This window comes from Bradyrhizobium sp. Mp27 (assembly GCF_029953005.1).
GTDB lineage: Bacteria > Pseudomonadota > Alphaproteobacteria > Rhizobiales > Xanthobacteraceae > Bradyrhizobium > Bradyrhizobium barranii.
Genome location: NZ_JASAUS010000074.1, coordinates 1 through 15958, shown reverse-complemented (window position 1 = coordinate 15958; position 15958 = coordinate 1). Strand labels below are relative to the sequence as shown.

At 65.1% G+C, this 15958-nt stretch carries 15 protein-coding genes and 1 riboswitch; of the genes, 5 read left to right on the top strand and 10 right to left on the bottom strand.

The window, feature by feature from the left end; genetic code table 11:
* Position 1 precedes the first annotated feature (1 nt).
* The 5 genes from QJT78_RS29960 to QJT78_RS29940 all read right to left on the bottom strand — a co-directional run bounded on the left by QJT78_RS29960 (position 2) and on the right by QJT78_RS29940 (position 6003).
* Positions 2–2422, bottom strand: coding sequence for an aerobic carbon-monoxide dehydrogenase large subunit (locus QJT78_RS29960; protein ID WP_038943923.1), 2421 nt, complete (start codon positions 2420–2422; stop codon positions 2–4).
* Positions 2419–2919, bottom strand: coding sequence for a (2Fe-2S)-binding protein (locus QJT78_RS29955; protein ID WP_038943922.1), 501 nt, complete (start codon positions 2917–2919; stop codon positions 2419–2421). Before QJT78_RS29955 ends, QJT78_RS29960 begins: the two co-directional genes overlap by 4 nt.
* 13 nt (positions 2920–2932) lie before the next feature.
* A complete protein-coding gene (locus QJT78_RS29950) occupies positions 2933–3796 on the bottom strand; it encodes a xanthine dehydrogenase family protein subunit M (protein ID WP_028151555.1) in 864 nt (287 codons plus the stop codon).
* A 345-nt stretch (positions 3797–4141) separates the two neighbouring features.
* Positions 4142–5344: an MHYT domain-containing protein gene (locus tag QJT78_RS29945; protein ID WP_028151554.1), complete on the bottom strand. Its 1203-nt coding sequence runs from the start codon at positions 5342–5344 to the stop codon at positions 4142–4144.
* A 101-nt stretch (positions 5345–5445) separates the two neighbouring features.
* Positions 5446–6003, bottom strand: coding sequence for a 6,7-dimethyl-8-ribityllumazine synthase (locus QJT78_RS29940; protein ID WP_014491991.1), 558 nt, complete (start codon positions 6001–6003; stop codon positions 5446–5448).
* Between the two features lie 74 nt (positions 6004–6077).
* Positions 6078–6253: riboswitch (FMN riboswitch) on the bottom strand.
* A 387-nt stretch (positions 6254–6640) separates the two neighbouring features.
* On the opposite strand from QJT78_RS29940, the gene QJT78_RS29935 reads away from it, so the two are divergent.
* Together QJT78_RS29935 and proC are read left to right on the top strand one after the other, a co-directional pair.
* Entirely contained in the window at positions 6641–7141 is a 501-nt protein-coding gene (locus QJT78_RS29935; RefSeq protein ID WP_028151553.1) for a YbjN domain-containing protein, read from the top strand.
* Positions 7142–7334: 193 nt separating this feature from the next.
* The gene (proC, locus tag QJT78_RS29930) at positions 7335–8171 is read left to right on the top strand and encodes a pyrroline-5-carboxylate reductase (protein ID WP_028151552.1); all 837 of its coding nucleotides are present in this window, start codon (positions 7335–7337) and stop codon (positions 8169–8171) included.
* A gap of 136 nt (positions 8172–8307) precedes the next feature.
* Here proC and QJT78_RS29925 read toward each other — a convergent pair whose 3' ends face one another.
* The 5 genes from QJT78_RS29925 to QJT78_RS29905 form a co-directional block, all read right to left on the bottom strand.
* Complete coding sequence (locus QJT78_RS29925; RefSeq protein WP_028151551.1) at positions 8308–8712, bottom strand: hotdog domain-containing protein; 405 nt, start codon at positions 8710–8712, stop codon at positions 8308–8310.
* 169 nt (positions 8713–8881) lie between these two features.
* Complete coding sequence (locus QJT78_RS29920; RefSeq protein ID WP_071909549.1) at positions 8882–9130, bottom strand: tautomerase family protein; 249 nt, start codon at positions 9128–9130, stop codon at positions 8882–8884.
* Between the two features lie 55 nt (positions 9131–9185).
* Positions 9186–10706 carry a histidine--tRNA ligase gene (hisS, locus tag QJT78_RS29915; RefSeq protein WP_028151550.1) on the bottom strand — a complete coding sequence of 507 codons (1521 nt, stop codon included), beginning with the start codon at positions 10704–10706 and terminating at the stop codon, positions 9186–9188.
* 178 nt (positions 10707–10884) lie between these two features.
* A complete protein-coding gene (locus tag QJT78_RS29910; protein WP_028151549.1) occupies positions 10885–11409 on the bottom strand; it encodes a DUF2314 domain-containing protein in 525 nt (174 codons plus the stop codon).
* 151 nt (positions 11410–11560) lie between these two features.
* Complete coding sequence (locus tag QJT78_RS29905; protein ID WP_028151548.1) at positions 11561–12643, bottom strand: branched-chain amino acid aminotransferase; 1083 nt, start codon at positions 12641–12643, stop codon at positions 11561–11563.
* Between the two features lie 336 nt (positions 12644–12979).
* Here QJT78_RS29905 and QJT78_RS29900 point away from each other — a divergent pair, with 336 nt between their 5' ends.
* Genes QJT78_RS29900 through QJT78_RS29890 form a run of 3 tightly spaced genes read left to right on the top strand, consistent with a single transcriptional unit; the run spans position 12980 to position 15657 of the window.
* The gene (locus tag QJT78_RS29900) at positions 12980–13522 is read left to right on the top strand and encodes a MarR family transcriptional regulator (RefSeq protein ID WP_028151547.1); all 543 of its coding nucleotides are present in this window, start codon (positions 12980–12982) and stop codon (positions 13520–13522) included.
* On the top strand, positions 13519–14250 hold the full coding sequence (locus QJT78_RS29895) for a response regulator transcription factor (RefSeq protein ID WP_028151546.1): 732 nt from the start codon (positions 13519–13521) through the stop codon (positions 14248–14250). Before QJT78_RS29900 ends, QJT78_RS29895 begins: the two co-directional genes overlap by 4 nt.
* Before the next feature lie 18 nt (positions 14251–14268).
* Positions 14269–15657: an ATP-binding protein gene (locus QJT78_RS29890; protein WP_028151545.1), complete on the top strand. Its 1389-nt coding sequence runs from the start codon at positions 14269–14271 to the stop codon at positions 15655–15657.
* Positions 15658–15958: the final 301 nt, after the last annotated feature.

Below are 15958 nucleotides of genomic sequence, written 5' to 3'. Positions count from 1 at the left end.
GTCAGGCCACCGCTCCCAGATCCTTCGCAGCCTTCCAGTTGCGCCAGAAATCATGAGGCATCTGGATGTGCGTGCTCCCAAGGAACGAGAACGCGTCGTTGACGGCGTTGGAGAAGGCCGGCACGCCGCCGACATTCGGGCTCTCGCCGACACCCTTGGCGCCGATCGGATGATGCGGCGACGGGGTGACGGTGAAGTCGGTCTCCCAATGCGGTGTCTCCACCGCGGTCGGCATGAAGAAGTCCATGAACGAGCCGGTGACGACGTTGCCGACCTCGTCGTAGCGGATCTCCTGACCCATCGCGATGGCGAAGGCCTCGGTGAGGCCGCCATGCACCTGGCCCTCGATGATCATCGGGTTGATGCGGGTGCCGCAATCGTCGAGCGCGTAAAAGCGCCGGACCTTGTACACGCCGGTATCGACGTCGATGTCCATCACGCAGAGATAGGCGCCGAACGGATAGGTCATGTTGGGCGGATCGTAATAGCTGACCGCCTCCAGCCCCGGCTCCATGCCCGGCGGGACCGAATTGTAGGCCGCCCAGCAGATATCCTTCATCGACATGAATTTTTCCGGCAGGCCCTTCACCCGGAAGCCGTCGATGTCAAATTCGAGATCGTCCTCATGGACCTCGAGCTTGTAGGCCGCGATCATCTGCGCCTTGGCCTTGATCTTTCGCGCAGCCATCGCGATCGCGGCGCCCGCCACCGGTGTCGAGCGCGAACCGTAGGTGCCGAGCCCGTAAGGCGCGGTGTCGGTGTTGCCCTCCTCCACCATGATGTTGTCGGCGGGAATGCCGATCTCGGTGGCGATGATCTGGGCCCAAGTGGTCTCGTGACCCTGGCCCTGGCTCTTGGTACCCATGCGCGCGATGCCCGCACCGGTCGGATGCATGCGGATCTCGCAGGAATCGAACATCGCGATGCCGAGGATGTCGCAGTTCTTCGACGGGCCGGCACCGACGATCTCGGTGAAGAAGGAGATGCCGAGCCCCATGATCTCGCGGGTCTCGCCCCGCGCGAACGCGGCACGCTTCTCCGCCTGCTCTTTCCGGAGCGCGGCGTAACCGGTCGTCTCCATCATCTTGCGCATGGCGGTATGGTAGTCGCCGGAATCGTATTCCCAGCCGAGCGCCGAGTGATAGGGGAACTGCTCCGGCTTGATGAAGTTCTTCAGCCGGAGTTCAGCGGGGTCCATGTTGAGCTTCTGCGCCAGAATATCCATGGCGCGCTCGATGCAATAGGCAGCCTCCGTGACGCGGAACGAGCAACGGTAGGCGACGCCGCCGGGGGCCTTGTTGGTGTAGACGCCGTCCACCGCCAGATGCGCGGTCGGGAAGTCATAGGATCCCGTGACGATGTTGAAGAAGCCGGCCGGCCATTTCGACGGATCGGCGCAGGCGTCGAACGCGCCGTGGTCGGCGAGCACGTGCACACGCAGGCCCGTCACCTTGCCGTCCCTGGTCGCGGCGATCTCGGTTGTCATGTGATAGTCGCGCGCGAACGAGGTCGCGGTGAGGTTCTCGATGCGGTCCTCGACCCATTTCACCGGCTTGCCGGTGACGATGGAGGCCACCGCTGCACAGATATAACCGGGATAGGCGCCGACTTTGTTGCCGAAACCGCCGCCGATGTCGGGCGCGATGACGTGGATCTTGTGCTCCGGCAGCTTGGCGATCAGTGCCACCACCGTGCGGATCACGTGCGGGGCCTGGAACGTGCCGTAGATCGTCAACTCACCCTTGATCTTGTCGAAGGAGCAGACGCACTGGCAGGTCTCCAGCGGCGACGGATGTGTGCGGTGATAGGAGATCATCTCCTTGATCTTGACCTCCGCCTTGTTGAAGGCCGCGTCGGTCAGCTCCTTGTCGCCGACGGTCCACTCGAAGATGTGGTTGTCATGCTTGCGCGGGCCATGCGCGCCGGACATCTTGCCGACGAGGTCCTCGCGCAGCACCGGCGCGTTCGCGTCCATCGCCTTGAAGGGATCGACCAGCGGGGGCAGCGGCTCGTATTCGACGATGACCGCGTTGATGCCGTCATCGGCCGCATAGCGGTCGGTGGCGACAACGAAGGCGACCTCCTGATTCTGAAACAGCACCTTGCCGTCGGCCAGAACCATCTGCACGTCGCCGGCCAAGGTCGGCATCCAGGCGAGATTCACCGTCTTCAGCGTCTCGGCAGTGATGACCGCGAGCACGCCGGGCACCTTCAGCGCCTCGCTGTCGTCGATCTTCTTGACGCTCGCATGCGGGTGCGGCGAGCGGACGAAGTCGCCATGCAGCATGCCCGGCAGCTTGACGTCGTCGACGTAATTGCCCTTGCCCTGCGTGAAGCGGATGTCCTCGACGCGCTTGCGCTTGCAGCCCATGCCTTCGAGTGCGGCGGTGCGTTGTTCCCGCGTGGGAGTGAGGTCGTTCATTCTGCGGCCTCCTGGAATTCCACCCCGTTGATTTTTGCGGCGGCGTATTGAATGGCTTTCACGATGTTCTGGTAGCCGGTGCAGCGGCAGATGTTGCCGGAGATGCCCATTCGGATTTCCGGCTCGCTCGGCGAGGGATTTTCCTTCAGCAGCCGATGCGCGCGGACGATCATGCCGGGCGTGCAGAAGCCGCATTGCAGGCCGTGCATCATGCGGAAGCCTTCCTGCAGGGCCGACAGCGTGCCGTCGGCGTTGGCCATGCCTTCGACCGTGGTGATGTCACTGCCATCAGCCTGCACCGCAAACATGGTGCAGGACTTCACCGACATGCCGTCGATATCGACGGTGCAGGCGCCGCAATGCGTCGTCTCGCAGCCGATATGGGTGCCGGTCATCTGCAGATTCTCGCGGATGAAATGCACCAGCAGCGTGCGCGGCTCGACGAGGCCTTCGACCTCGGCGCCGTTCACCTTCATGGTGACGTGTGTTTTGGCCATCGATCTCCCTCCCTTACTTCGCGACAGCGGCGGCGCGCTGCAGCGCGCGCGTCACCATGATGCCGCCGACATGTTTTCGGTATTCGACCGGGCCGCGGGCATCCGCGGCCGGTGCCATGATCGCTTCGGCCGCAGCGGCGGCCTTCTTCAACGTCGCCGCATCGAGGCTGGTGCCGATCACGGCCTTGGCGGCATCGGCAGCGAGCAGCGGCGTCTCGTGGACGTTGGTGAGCCCGATCGCGCAGGTCGCGACCTTGCCGCTCGCCATGGTGAGAACGACGGCGGCGGCTGCGGTGGCGTAGTCGCCGACCTTGCGCTTGAGTTTTTCGTAGGCGTAGCCGTGGCCGGCTGCCGGCACGGGAACCGAGACTGAGGTGAGGATTTCGCCAGGCTCGAGCGCGGTGAAATAGGCACCCTGGTAGAAATCGGCTGCCGCGACGTCGCGGGAGCCACCCGGGCCTTCGAGGCGATAGCTTGCCCCCAAGGTCATCATCAGCGCCGGCATGTCATTGCCGGGATCGCCATTGGCGACATTGCCGCCGATCGTGCCGCGGTAGCGCACCTGCGGGTCGGCGATCAGCAGTGCCGCTTCATGCAGGATCGGCATCGACTTGGCGATTTCGTCGGAGGCCAGCAACTCGTGCTGGGTGGTCATCGCGCCGATGACCAGATTGTTGCCGTCGCGGCTGATGCCCTTCAGCGCGGCGATGCCGTGCAGGTCGATCAGATGGGCGGGGGTGGCGAGCCGAAGCTTCATCATCGGCACCAGGCTGTGCCCGCCGGCCAGGGGCCGGGCATCCTCACCAAGGTCTGACAAGAGCTTGACGGCATCGGCGACACTCGCCGGCCGATGATAGCTGAATGAGCCTGGGATCATCATCTCCTCCTCGTCGTCCTTTGCGCGTGACGGCGCGGACGTTGGAGGGGACGGTCACTCCCGGCGGGGCGGCCCGCAATCGTTGGGGCACGGAACAGCGGATTTCGCACGAGTTGCGGCGGGGAACGCACGAATTGCGTCAGGGGTAGCGACGTATGGCGGGCGGCCACTTACCTCCCGTGGAGGGGGAGGGTCGACCGCGTGAAGCGCGGGCGAGGTGGTCTCTCCACTCGGGCAGGATTCATCGCGGAGGGATCGTCACCCCACTCCGCTCCGCACTACGCTCCGCTCCATGCGAAGCGCCCCTCCTCCAGGGGAGGGTAAGAAAGAGCGTGCGGCCCGACTCTACGCGTGCCGCCGGTTCGCCAGCCCCAGCCTTGCCTTCACCTCGGCTATCTTGGCCCGGCTGACCGGGACCCGATGCGGCGACGGGCCGTCGAGTTCGAGTACGGCGCCATCCCCCTCTTTCCGGACCAGCGCGACATGGGGGATCGCGACGATATGGCTGCGGTGCACCCGCAGGAACAGCGAGGGATCGAGCTGGGCCTCGGCCTCCGAGATCGACCAGGGGCACATTCGCTCGCGGGTGCCGTCGTGAACACGGGTGTAATGCGCATCGGCCCGGACGCTGCGGACATTGGCTGTCTCAATGAAGTGCGTGCCGTCGGCGCTCTCGACCGGCAACCGGGGAACCGGCGCGCGGGGCGGCTGGCCGAGACCGCCGAGCGGGGCCACCGGGCGCGGAGCTGCAGCCGGCGCAGCGATCAGTTCGATGGCGGCGGCCGCGACCGGCGAAGCAGCCGGTTCGGCAGCAACAGAGTTCGACATCTGACGCCGTTGATCGGGAACCAGCGACAGCAGGAAGCCGGCTGCGATGACGAAGCACAGGACCGCAACGATGATCGACAGGATTTGCTGCGATGCGGCAAGGCCGCCGCCGACATGGTGATGCGCCGCGCCGGTCAGCGGCTCGAAATGCATGCCGAGCATCGCCGTGTAATGCATGCCGGAGACAGCGATGCCAAAAACAATCGAGCTGACGATCAGCCGAACGCCCTCCTGCTGCGCCAGGAAGGCGCGCAACCCGCCATAGGCGGTGACGATCGCGACCACGACCGAGAGCAGCACCATGGTCCGGTCGTGGACGATACCGAAATGACCGGCGAGGCCGTGGATGCCGACATAATGCATGATGGCGATGCCGACGCCGAGCAAAACGGCCGACGAGGCCACTCGCTTCAGGGATGGCTCGCCAATCGAGACAAAGAACAAGGAGATGCCGACCACCAGCGCGCAGATCAGGAACGAGATGATGGTGGGAAGAACGAGATAGACCGTGTCCGGCGGCAGCGGCGCGGCCAGCATGCCGACGAAATGCATGGTCCAGATGCCGACGGCCAGAAACGCAGCCGCACCCGCGAGCAGAACGCGGTTGCTGACGCCGGGCGTGTTGCGGATGCGAGCAGCAAGCGCAAAGCCGGTATAGCCACCCAGACTCGCGATCGCCACAGAGAGCGCGACGAGATAGGGATCGTGTCCTTCGAACATGATCTTGTCGGCCGCCCCGTCTCCACGGCACGGCCTCCTCCCGCCGCCGACTTTATAGGGACGGCGGCGGGATTGACAATCAGCGGCGTGTGAGTGGACCGCTACACAATGCCCGCCGCGACCTGGCCGCGCAGGCGCTCCAGCCCGAGCAGCGTGTTGGCGCAGGCTTCCGCGACCTCGACGCCCTTGATCGCAAAATGCCTGCGGAAGAAATCGTAGTGCACCTCGGTCTCGTGGAATTGCTGCGGCGTCAGCACCGCCGAGAACACCGGCACCTCGGTGCGCAGCTGCACGTCCATCAGCGCCTTGATCACGGTGTCGGCGACGAACTCGTGGCGGTAGATGCCGCCGTCGACGACGAGGCCGGCCGCGACGATCGCGGTGTAGCGCCGCGTCTTGGCGAGGATTTGCGCATGCAGCGGGATCTCGAACGAGCCCGGCACCTCGAACACGTCGACATGATTGAGGTGACGCGCGGCTGCCTCCTTCACGAAGGCGATGCGGGCCTCCTCCACCACGTCGCGGTGCCAGCAGGCCTGCACGAAGGCCACCCGCTGCGGTTTCGCGAAGCGCGGATGCTCGGGTGCCGGATCCTGCGGAACCGGCGGTTGGGTGACTTCGGAAGTTTCGGTTTGGGGGTCTTGCAACATCTGATTCATGGCTTTCCTTCAAAGGACCAGAATCAGGGCACACGGAACGACAAGCAGCCGCACCTCGCGATGCGTCTGCCACCGACCGTTCTCTTTCATCCGGACTTTAACCGTCGGCTTCGGAGTTGCACCGAATCTGCTGACCCTTCCCTTCGGCAAAATTCCTTTTCAGGAAGATTCCTGGGGGAAGGCGCTCGCGGGCTTGGGCCTTGCGACCCTTACCGCCGGTGGGGACTTTCACCCCGCCCTGAGAACATCGGCCGCCCGGGATGAACGGCCTGACCGGAAATATGACGCCGCCCGGCGGCCGCAGCAAGCGCGTTCCGCATGAAAAACCGCATGGTCCCATGCCGCCATGACGGGTGTGGCCTCGCCCGGCGGAATTAACGATTGGCGCGCCATCGGCGAATCCGATTCCGATTTGTTCTCATTCGTTAAGAATTGTGGCGGAGATGAGCTGTGGACGAACGAGTCCTGGCTTGTGGACGGACTCGGCAGCCAGTTGCGCAGATTCCGCAAATCACATCACTTGATCCGCGACAGGCTCGCGCTGATCCGAGGGGATCGCGACAGCGACGTTGAGGGAGCGCGCCGGGCCGACCGAGTGCGTATCAAAGACAACAAGAAGGCAAGAGGTCGAGACGGAATGTCCCTGCTCGAAGGCACTATCGATTCCAGAAATCACCCGCTCGCGGTGGTCGAGGACATCGCTGCCAGCAACAACTGGCCATTCGAACGCTCCGGCGAAGACGAGCTCACGATTGTCTCCAAGGGACAATGGACCGACTATCAGATCTCCTTCACCTGGATGGGCGAGATCGAGGCGCTGCATCTGGCCTGCGCCTTCGACATGAAGATTCCGGTTGCGCGGCGGGGCGAAGTGCAACGGCTGGTCGCCGCGGTCAACGAGCAATTGTGGGTCGGCCATTTCGACCTGTGGACCAACACCGGCATGATCATGCACCGCCAGGCGCTGGTGCTGCCGGGCGGGCTGACCGCCTCGACCGCGCAATGCGAAGCCATGCTCGCCGGCGCCATCCATGCCTGCGAGCGCTACTTTCCCGCGTTCCAGTTCGTGGTGTGGGCCGGCAAGACCACCGCGCAGGCGATGGACGCGGCGATGTTCGACACGGTGGGAGAGGCGTAAGGCCTCTCTCCAAGATGATGAGGGACGCGCGCGCCCTCCTCGGCGTCGTTCCGGACAAGCGGAGCGCAGATCCAGGACCCCATACCGCGTGATTTCTCCGTATCGCGCGATGCTTGTTGCTCCGCCCTCCATCCACTAGAACCGCCTGTGGTTATGGGTCCCGGCCTTCGCCGGGACGACACCTTTGTTTGTGGTGACCACAGTGGCAGACAGCAGCACTCTCAAGAACATCACCGGCACCATCCTCCTCGCCGGCGCCGGCAAGATGGGCGGCGCGATGCTGACCGGATGGCTTTCGGGCGGGCTCGATCCGCGTCGCGTCGCGGTGATCGATCCGCACATCTCACCTGAGATCACCGCGCTTGCCGCCAACGGCGTTGCGCTCAATCCCGATGTCGAGGCCGCCGGCACGGTCGAGGCTCTGGTCGTCGCGGTGAAGCCGCAGATGATCCGCGAGGCCGGCGCCAGGCTGAAGCCATTCGTCTCGGACAAGACCTCGGTGGTCTCGATCATGGCGGGAACCACAATCGCATCGCTCGAGGAGGTCTGCGGTGGCGCCGTGGTGCGCGCGATGCCGAATACGCCGGCCGCGATCGGCCGCGGCATCACGGTCGCCGTCGCGGCGAAGAACGTCAGCACCACGCAGCGCGCGGTGGCCGATGCGCTGCTGCGTGCCACCGGCTCGGTCGAATGGGTCGAGGATGAGGCCCTGATGGATGCGGTCACCGCGGTGTCCGGCTCAGGGCCGGCCTATGTGTTCCTGCTCGCCGAAGAGCTCGCGCGCGCCGGCGTCGAGGCCGGACTGCCTGAAGCGCTGGCGACGAAGCTTGCACGCGAAACCGTCGCCGGCTCTGGCGAGCTTCTGCATCAGTCGGAGCTTCCCTCCGCCACGCTGCGCCAGAACGTCACCTCGCCCGGCGGCACCACCGCCGCGGCACTCGGCGTGTTGATGGGCGAGCCCGGCCTGCGCGAGCTGATGATCCGCGCAATCGCGGCCGCGACAAAGCGGTCGAAGGAGCTGGCGAAGTAAGCAGGTGTCGTAGGGTGGGCAAAGCGGCTTGTCCGCCGAAGCTCGACGAGCGAAGGCGGAAGCGTGCCCACCAACTTCGTTCGCGATCCCGAAAAGATGGTGGGCACGGCGCTTCGTGCCTTTGCCCACCCTACGACTACAGTTTCGAGCCTGCGGCTAGCCGCTTGTTGAACATCTCGACATTCACGAGCCCACGCGCATGGCGGCCCTCGCCGAGCCTGCGCGCGCCCTCGAATGCCTCGACCTCGAAGCGGATGACGCGGCGCTCGACCGCGACCACCTTCGCGGTGGTCCGCACGGTCGCACCGACGAGAGCGGCTGCGAGGTGGCGGATATCGACTTCGGTGCCGACGGTGACCCAGCCCGGCTGAAGCGCGGCGCGGATCGCATCGCCTGACGTCATCTCCATCTCCAGGATCATCATCGGCGTCGCATAGACCATGGGCATGCCGGGCACGAAATGCCCGACCGTCCGCTCAGCCGGCACCACCAGCGTGCGCTCGGCGCTCATGCCGACCTTGATGAAGTCGCGTGCGTCCATGATGCTTGCTCAGTGTCGTCCCGGACAAGCGAAGCGCAGATCCGGGACCCATAACCACAGGATCGAGTTTGAAAACTCGGAGTTACCAACTCGCCCCACCACCACGCCCTGTGGTTATGGGTCCCCGCGTTCGCGGGGACGACACCTGTGTTAGTCGAACCGCCAGGCGCTATTTCTTCGCAGCCGCAGCGCGCTCAACAAAGGTCTTGCCGCCCTTCATCTTGTGACGGAGCGGGGCTTCGTTGATCTGGATGACGACGGCATCGGCATCGACGCCGAGATTCTTCACCAGGGCCTGGGTGATGTCGCGCATCATGCCGGCCTTCTGCTCGTCGGTGCGGCCTTCGGCCATGCTGACGGTAATCTCAGGCATCGTTCTCTCCCTTGCGGCCGAACACCGGCCATTGACGGTCGCCATCAAACAAGACGTGGATGCCCGGGACAAGCCCGGGCGTGACGGCCTTCCGGAATGGCTATCCCCACTTTACGTCATGGCGGCCCAGGACTTCGCGCACCTTTGCGACGAGGTCGGCTTCGCTGCACGAGAACTGCGCCGGGCGGCTCTCGCGCCACTCCTGGTTGGAGGCGATCGCGGCGGCGGCCTTGGCGCCTTCGATCAGATCCTTGATCTGCAGCTCGCCGCGCGCCTTTTCATCCGAGCCCTGGATGATCACGCAAGGTGAGTTGCGGCGGTCGGCATATTTGAGCTGGTTGCCCATGTTCTTGGGATTGCCGAGATAGAGCTCGGCACGGATGCCGGCACCGCGCAGGGACGCCACCATCTTCTGGTAGTCGGCAACGCGGTCGCGATCGAACACGGTGACGACGACGGGGCCGAACTCGGGCCGCGTGTCGAGCTTGCCGAGCAGCGTCAGCGCGGCCTGGAGGCGCGAGACGCCGATCGAGAAACCGGTCGCCGGCACCGGCTCACCGCGGAAGCGCGAGACGAGACCATCATAGCGTCCGCCGCCGCCGACCGAACCGAACCGCACCGGGCGGCCCTTCTCGTCCTTGGTCTCGAGCAGCAGCTCAACCTCGTAAACGGGGCCGGTGTAATATTCGAGGCCGCGCACGACGGACGGATCGATCTTGATGCGATCTGCGCCGTAACCCGACGCCGTCACCAGTTTTGCAATTTCTTCCAGCTCGCTTACGCCGGCCTGACCGACCTCGCTCTTGGCGAGATAAGTCTCTGCCGCGGCGACGGCCTCTTTCCAATCGTCGCGCGGCTTGGTGATGGCAAGAACAACGTCAGCCTCTGCCGGGCTCAGATTGGCGCCCTTCGTGAAGTCGCCCTTGCCCTCTTCGCCGCCATCCCAGCGTCCGGGGCCAAGCAGCTTGCGCACTTCGTCGGCGGAAAACTTGTCGAGCTTGTCGATGGCGCGCAGCACGGTCAGCCTGCGGCCTGCGTTCTCGTCGCCGCCGAGCCCGATGGCTTCGAGCACGCCGTCGAGCACTTTGCGGTTGTTGACCTTCACGACATAGGAGCCGCGCGCAATGCCGAGCGCCTCCATCGTGTCCGCGGCCATCATGCAGATCTCGGCATCCGCCGCCGGCGTCGCCGAGCCGACCGTGTCGGCGTCGAACTGCATGAACTGGCGGAAGCGGCCGGGGCCGGGCTTCTCGTTGCGGAACACGTAGCCGACGCGGTAGCTGCGGTAGGGCAGGACCAGACCGTCGGTGCCGTAGCGCTCGCCGACGTAACGCGCGAGCGGCGCGGTCAAATCGTAGCGCAAGCTGATCCACTGCTCGTCGTCGTCCTGGAACGAGAACACGCCCTCGTTCGGACGATCCTGGTCGGGCAGGAACTTGCCGAGCGCATCGGTGTATTCCATCGCCGGCGTTTCCACGGGCTCGAACCCGTAGAGCTCGTAGACGGCGCGGATCTTCTCGACCATCTCGCGCGTCGCCCGGATCGCGGCGGGATCGCGATCCTCGAGCCCGCGCGGCAGGCGCGCCTTCAGTTTCTGGGGTTTTTTGGGTTTCTCGGCCATGCGCGGCGTTTACCAGCCGACGCGCAAAGCGGCAACCGGGCTATCCGCAGAACTCGTCATGGCCGGGCTTGTCCCGGCCATCCACGTGCCACGGTGATGGCGCCAAAGACGTGGATGCCCGGGACAAGCCCGGGCATGACGGAGTGTGCGGTTAGGGGCCGAGCCCCATTACCTTCCTCTACGGCTGCTCCATCCGGGCCCGCAGGGCATCCGCATCCGCCTTTGGCAGCGACTTCAGCGTCGGCTTGATGGTTTCGCCGCCGACGATCTTGCCGTTGCGCATGAACATCCAGTCTGAAATGTCCGCTTCGCTGAACTTGACCGCGTCGCCGGCCCGCTTGCCCGGCAGATCGCGCGGCTCGTTGGCGAAGAGGCCCGAATAGGTGCCGTTCGGCAGCTTCTTCACGTCGCCGATCCAGATATGCTCTCCGCCCCTGCGGGTCGAAAAGCGCACCTTCAAGGCGTGCCCGGTCTCCGACGGCTTTGGCGCGTCATAGGACGCCCAGAAGGTGGGGAGCGTACCGCGGGCGCGCGCGATCGCGGTGTTCATCTCGGGATCGGTGGTGCGCACGTCGACGATCGGTGAGCGGTCTTGCGCTACGACCTCCGGCACAGGCCCGATGGTCAGAATGCCGAAAACGCTGACGCCGGTGATTGCGGCGAGAACGACCCATTTCAGGGGCTGGGAGAGTTGTGTTGCCATGTTCGCGATGTCCAGGATGCTTCGATGTCTCCTGGCTTTGTCGCGTGTCGGCAGCAGCGCGTTCAGTGCGCAATAAGCCACACAACGTTGCGCTTCTGCCCTCTCCCCTTGTGGGAGCAAGGGGAGAGGAAGAGCGCAGCGAGTATGTCGATCAAAACACCTTTTTGATCCAGTTGTGCGGATCGTTGGTGCGGCCGTACTGGATGTCGATGAGCTGCTTGCGCAGGCCCATGGCGACGGGGCCGGCGGCGCCGCCGCCGATCTCGAAATCGCCGCTCACTGAGCGCACCTTGCCGATCGGCGAGATCACGGCAGCGGTGCCGCAGGCGAACGCTTCCTTCAGCTTGCCGCTCGCCGCATCCTTGCGCCACTGGTCGAGCGAGTACGGCTCCTCGCGCACCGTCTTGCCGGCATCCTTCGCGAGCGCGATGATGGAGTCGCGGGTGATGCCGGGCAGGATCGTGCCGAGCGGCGGCGTCGAGAGCGAGCCGTCCTCGAACACGAAGAAGACGTTCATGCCGCCGAGCTCCTCGATATAGCGGCGCTCGACCGCGTCGAGGAAGACGACCTGATCGCAACCGTGCTGGATCGCTTCGGCCTGCGCACGCAGGCTGGCCGCGTAATTGCCGCCGCACTTGACGGCGCCGGTGCCGCCGATCGCGGCGCGGGTGTAGTTCTCCGAGACCCAAATCGAGACCGGCGCAGGTCCGCCCTTGAAATAGGAGCCGACCGGCGAAGCGATCACCGCGAAGATGTATTCGGACGACGGCTTGACGCCGAGGAAGGTCTCGCTCGCGATCATGAAGGGGCGCAGATAGAGGCTGCCCTCGCCGCCCGGCATCCAGGCGCGGTCGATGCGCACGACCTGCTCGACCGCCTCGATGAAGACGTCCTCGGGCAGCTGCGCCATCGCCATGCGGTCGGCGGAGTCCTTGAAGCGGCGCGCATTGGCGTCGGGGCGGAACAGGTTCACACCACCGTCGTCACGCTTGTAGGCCTTGAGGCCTTCGAAGATTTCCTGCGCGTAGTGCAGGACCGCGCCGGCCGGATCGAGCTGAAAGTTGGCGCGCGCCTCGACGCGTGCTTCGTACCAGCCGCCCTTGGCCTGGTTGTAGCGGACGATCGCCATGTGATCGGTGAAGACCCGCCCGAAGCCCGGATCCACCAGCTTGGCGACGCGGTCCTTCTCGGATGTCGGATTGGATGCGGGCTGGATGTCGAATTTCATACTCATGTCCTTGCCTCCCGCTGCCGGTAGCGGCGCTGTTTTGGCGCCCGCCTGCCCTGTTTGGGCCCGGCTGGCTTGATTAGGTTGTGGCTGGACCGCCGCCAGCCTTGTTACGGCCGGTTTCCGTGGCCAGCATGTCGCCGAGGACATGCTTTTGCGGAACGCGGAAGTCCAGTATGTTTTGCCGAAATGCCGCTCGACAATCGCACGGTAGATCTGCTTCGGCCGTCGCCGCCTGTCTGGCTCTCTCCGGCCGCTCCTAGAACTGCCACCCGACGCGAAGCGATCTAAAATTTCGTGCGGGCTGATCGTTTTGTAACATTGAACCCAAGATACGTCAATATGCCTGACATAAATTTCGCAACTCCCTCTCAAGACGCAGCCGAGCCGCGGCCGGCCGCAGGCGATGGAGGCAATTTGCGCTGGGATATCATCGAACTGCTGTTCTTCGCCTATCGTGATTTCGTCGGCGATCCCGACCAGGAGCTGGAGGCTTTCGGCTTCGGCCGGGCCCACCACCGGGTCATGCATTTCGTCTATCGCTATCCCGGCCTCAAGGTCGCCGACCTTCTCGATGTCCTGCGCATCACCAAGCAGTCGCTCGGCCGCGTGCTCAAGCAGCTCCTGGACGAGGGCTATATCGTACAGAAGACCGGCGACAATGACCGCCGCCAGCGCCTGCTCTACGCGACGCCGAAGGGCGAGGCGCTGGTGCAGAAGCTCGCCGGGCTCCAGACCACGCGGATCACCAAGGCGCTCGCCGAGCTGGCGCCGCAGGATGCCGAGACCGTCAAGCGTTTCCTGCGCGCGATGATCGACCGCGACGATCCGGACAAGGTGCTGGAGACGATCTTCGCCAACGTCAATCAGGACGGAAAGGAGTGAACGTGCCGTTGGCTGCCACGCTCGCCCGCCCGCCGGCAGAACCGGCCGACGATGCGCCGCATCTGCTGCTGGTCGACGACGACCGCCGCATCCGCGATCTATTGTCGCGCTTCCTCGCCAGCGAAGGCTATCGCGTCACCACCGCCGCAAGCGCCGGCGATGCACGCTCGAAGCTCATGGGCCTGCATTTCGATCTCCTGATCCTCGACGTCATGATGCCCGGCGAGACCGGCTTCGACCTCGCCCGCTTCATCCGGACCTCCTCCTCGGTGCCGATCGTGATGCTGACAGCGCGGCACGAGGCCGAAGCCCGCATCGAAGGCCTGCAGATCGGCGCCGACGATTACGTGGCAAAACCGTTCGAGCCGCGCGAGCTTGCGCTGCGCATCAACAACATCCTCAAGCGCGCCGCACCGCCGCCGCAAACCGCCGCGGTGGAGAAGATCGCGTTCGGCCCTTACGTCTACCATCTCGATCGCGGCGAGCTGCGCCAGGGCGAGGAGGTCATTCACCTCACCGACCGCGAACGCGAGATGTTGCGGATTCTCTCGGAAACGCCGGGCGAGACCGTGCCGCGCAGCGCGCTCACCGGCAATGGCAGCGTCAACGAGCGCGCCGTCGACGTGCAGATCAATCGCCTCAGGCGCAAGATCGAGACCGATCCCGCCAATCCGCTGTTCCTCCAGGCGGTGCGCGGTATCGGCTACCGCCTGGTGGCCTCGCCATAGAGCAGTGAAGCGCGACCGATGAGCACGATCGATACCGGCCTGACGCTGTTGAAGAGCGCCGCCGGCCGCGTCTCCGCCGCCAATGGCTGGATGGGCAACGCGTTCAAGGGCTGGATGCCGACCGGCCTGTATGCGCGCGCGCTGCTCATCATGATCGTGCCGATGGTGATCCTGCAATCGGTCGTCGCCTTCGTGTTCATGGAGCGGCACTGGAACACGGTGACGCGCCGCCTGTCGGCTGCCGTCGTGCAGGACATCGCCGCGCTGATCGACGTCTACAAGGGCTATCCGCAGGACAAGGACCGCAACGAGATCCGCCGCATCGCCCAGCAGCGCCTCGGCCTCGTCGTCGACTTCCTCCCCGCCGGCGACATGCCGCCGCCGGGGCCGAAGCCGTTCTTCTCGCTGCTCGACCAGACGCTGTCGGTGCAGCTCGGTCGCCAGATCGGACGCTCGTTCTGGATCGACACCGTCGGCCGCTCCAACCTCGTCGAGATCCGGATCCAGCTCGACGATGCCGTGATGCGCGTGTTCGCGCAGCGTAGCGCCGCCTATGCCTCGAACTCGGAGATCTTCCTGTTCTGGATGGTCGGCACCTCCTCGATCCTCCTGATCGTCGCGGTGCTGTTCCTGCGCAACCAGATCAAGCCGATCCTGCGGCTGGCGGACGCCGCCGAGAGTTTCGGCAAGGGCCGCGAGGCGCCGAACTTCCGGCCGCGCGGCGCGCGCGAGGTACGGCGCGCGGCGGTCGCCTTCCTCGAGATGAAGTCACGCATCGAGCGCACGATGGAGCAGCGCACCGCGATGCTTGCCGGCGTCAGCCACGATCTGCGCACCATCCTGACCCGGTTCAAGCTCGAGCTGGCGCTGATCGGCGACAACCCAGAGCTCGAGGGCATGCGCAAGGACGTCGACGAGATGTCGATGATGCTGGAGGACTACCTTGCGTTTGCCCGCGGCGATTCCGGCGAGCAGTCGCAGCCGACCGACATGGCGCAGGCGCTCGAGGAGCTGCGCAGCGACGCCGAGCGCCACGGCCACACCGCGACCGTCGCGTTCCACGGCCTGCCCGTGGTGACCGTGAAGCCGGCCTCGTTCAAGCGCTGCCTCGCCAACCTCGTCACCAACGCGGCGCGCTACGGCAAGAGCATCGCCATCAACGGCCAGCGCGATCACCGTTATTTGACTGTCACGGTCGAGGACGACGGCCCCGGCATTCCCGCGCACTTGCGCGAAGAGGTGTTCAAGCCGTTCCTGCGGCTCGACAACGCCCGCAACCAGGACGAAGGCGGCACCGGCTTGGGGCTGGCCATCGCCCGCGACATCGCACGCTCACATGGCGGCGACATCACCCTCGGCGACAGCCCGATGGGGGGATTAAGGGCGAGCGTCCGGATTCCGGTGTAGCTGCTCTTCCCTTCTCCCCTTGCGGGAGAAGGTGGCGCGTAGCGCCGGATGAGGGGTTGTTTCCGCGAATTCAGAAGTGAGAGAGTCACGCGCGGAGAGATACCCCTTGTAAGTCGAAGCGCCGCAGGTCAGCTATTGTAGACGTTGCGGTGACGGACGGGAGCCCGCAAACCCCCAGGTCGTTGCAGGGCGTGGGTGAGAGAGGTGCCCCGTCCGTTAGTCCATTGAACCCGAACAGTCGCCTGGGCCGCAAAGTGCGAAGCCCGATTAGGCAAGGAAGGGTGACCATGGATATCATCGC

Coding starts and splice junctions, on each gene's coding strand:
- QJT78_RS29960 (WP_038943923.1), bottom strand. CDS start 2,422: ATGAACGACCTCACTCCCACGCGGGAACAACGCACCGCCGCACTCGAA.
- QJT78_RS29955 (WP_038943922.1), bottom strand. CDS start 2,919: ATGGCCAAAACACACGTCACCATGAAGGTGAACGGCGCCGAGGTCGAA.
- QJT78_RS29950 (WP_028151555.1), bottom strand. CDS start 3,796: ATGATCCCAGGCTCATTCAGCTATCATCGGCCGGCGAGTGTCGCCGAT.
- QJT78_RS29945 (WP_028151554.1), bottom strand. CDS start 5,344: ATGTTCGAAGGACACGATCCCTATCTCGTCGCGCTCTCTGTGGCGATC.
- QJT78_RS29940 (WP_014491991.1), bottom strand. CDS start 6,003: ATGAATCAGATGTTGCAAGACCCCCAAACCGAAACTTCCGAAGTCACC.
- QJT78_RS29935 (WP_028151553.1), top strand. CDS start 6,641: ATGTCCCTGCTCGAAGGCACTATCGATTCCAGAAATCACCCGCTCGCG.
- QJT78_RS29925 (WP_028151551.1), bottom strand. CDS start 8,712: ATGGACGCACGCGACTTCATCAAGGTCGGCATGAGCGCCGAGCGCACG.
- QJT78_RS29920 (WP_071909549.1), bottom strand. CDS start 9,130: ATGGCGACCGTCAATGGCCGGTGTTCGGCCGCAAGGGAGAGAACGATG.
- hisS (WP_028151550.1), bottom strand. CDS start 10,706: ATGGCCGAGAAACCCAAAAAACCCCAGAAACTGAAGGCGCGCCTGCCG.
- QJT78_RS29910 (WP_028151549.1), bottom strand. CDS start 11,409: ATGGCAACACAACTCTCCCAGCCCCTGAAATGGGTCGTTCTCGCCGCA.
- QJT78_RS29905 (WP_028151548.1), bottom strand. CDS start 12,643: ATGAGTATGAAATTCGACATCCAGCCCGCATCCAATCCGACATCCGAG.
- QJT78_RS29900 (WP_028151547.1), top strand. CDS start 12,980: ATGCCTGACATAAATTTCGCAACTCCCTCTCAAGACGCAGCCGAGCCG.
- QJT78_RS29890 (WP_028151545.1), top strand. CDS start 14,269: ATGAGCACGATCGATACCGGCCTGACGCTGTTGAAGAGCGCCGCCGGC.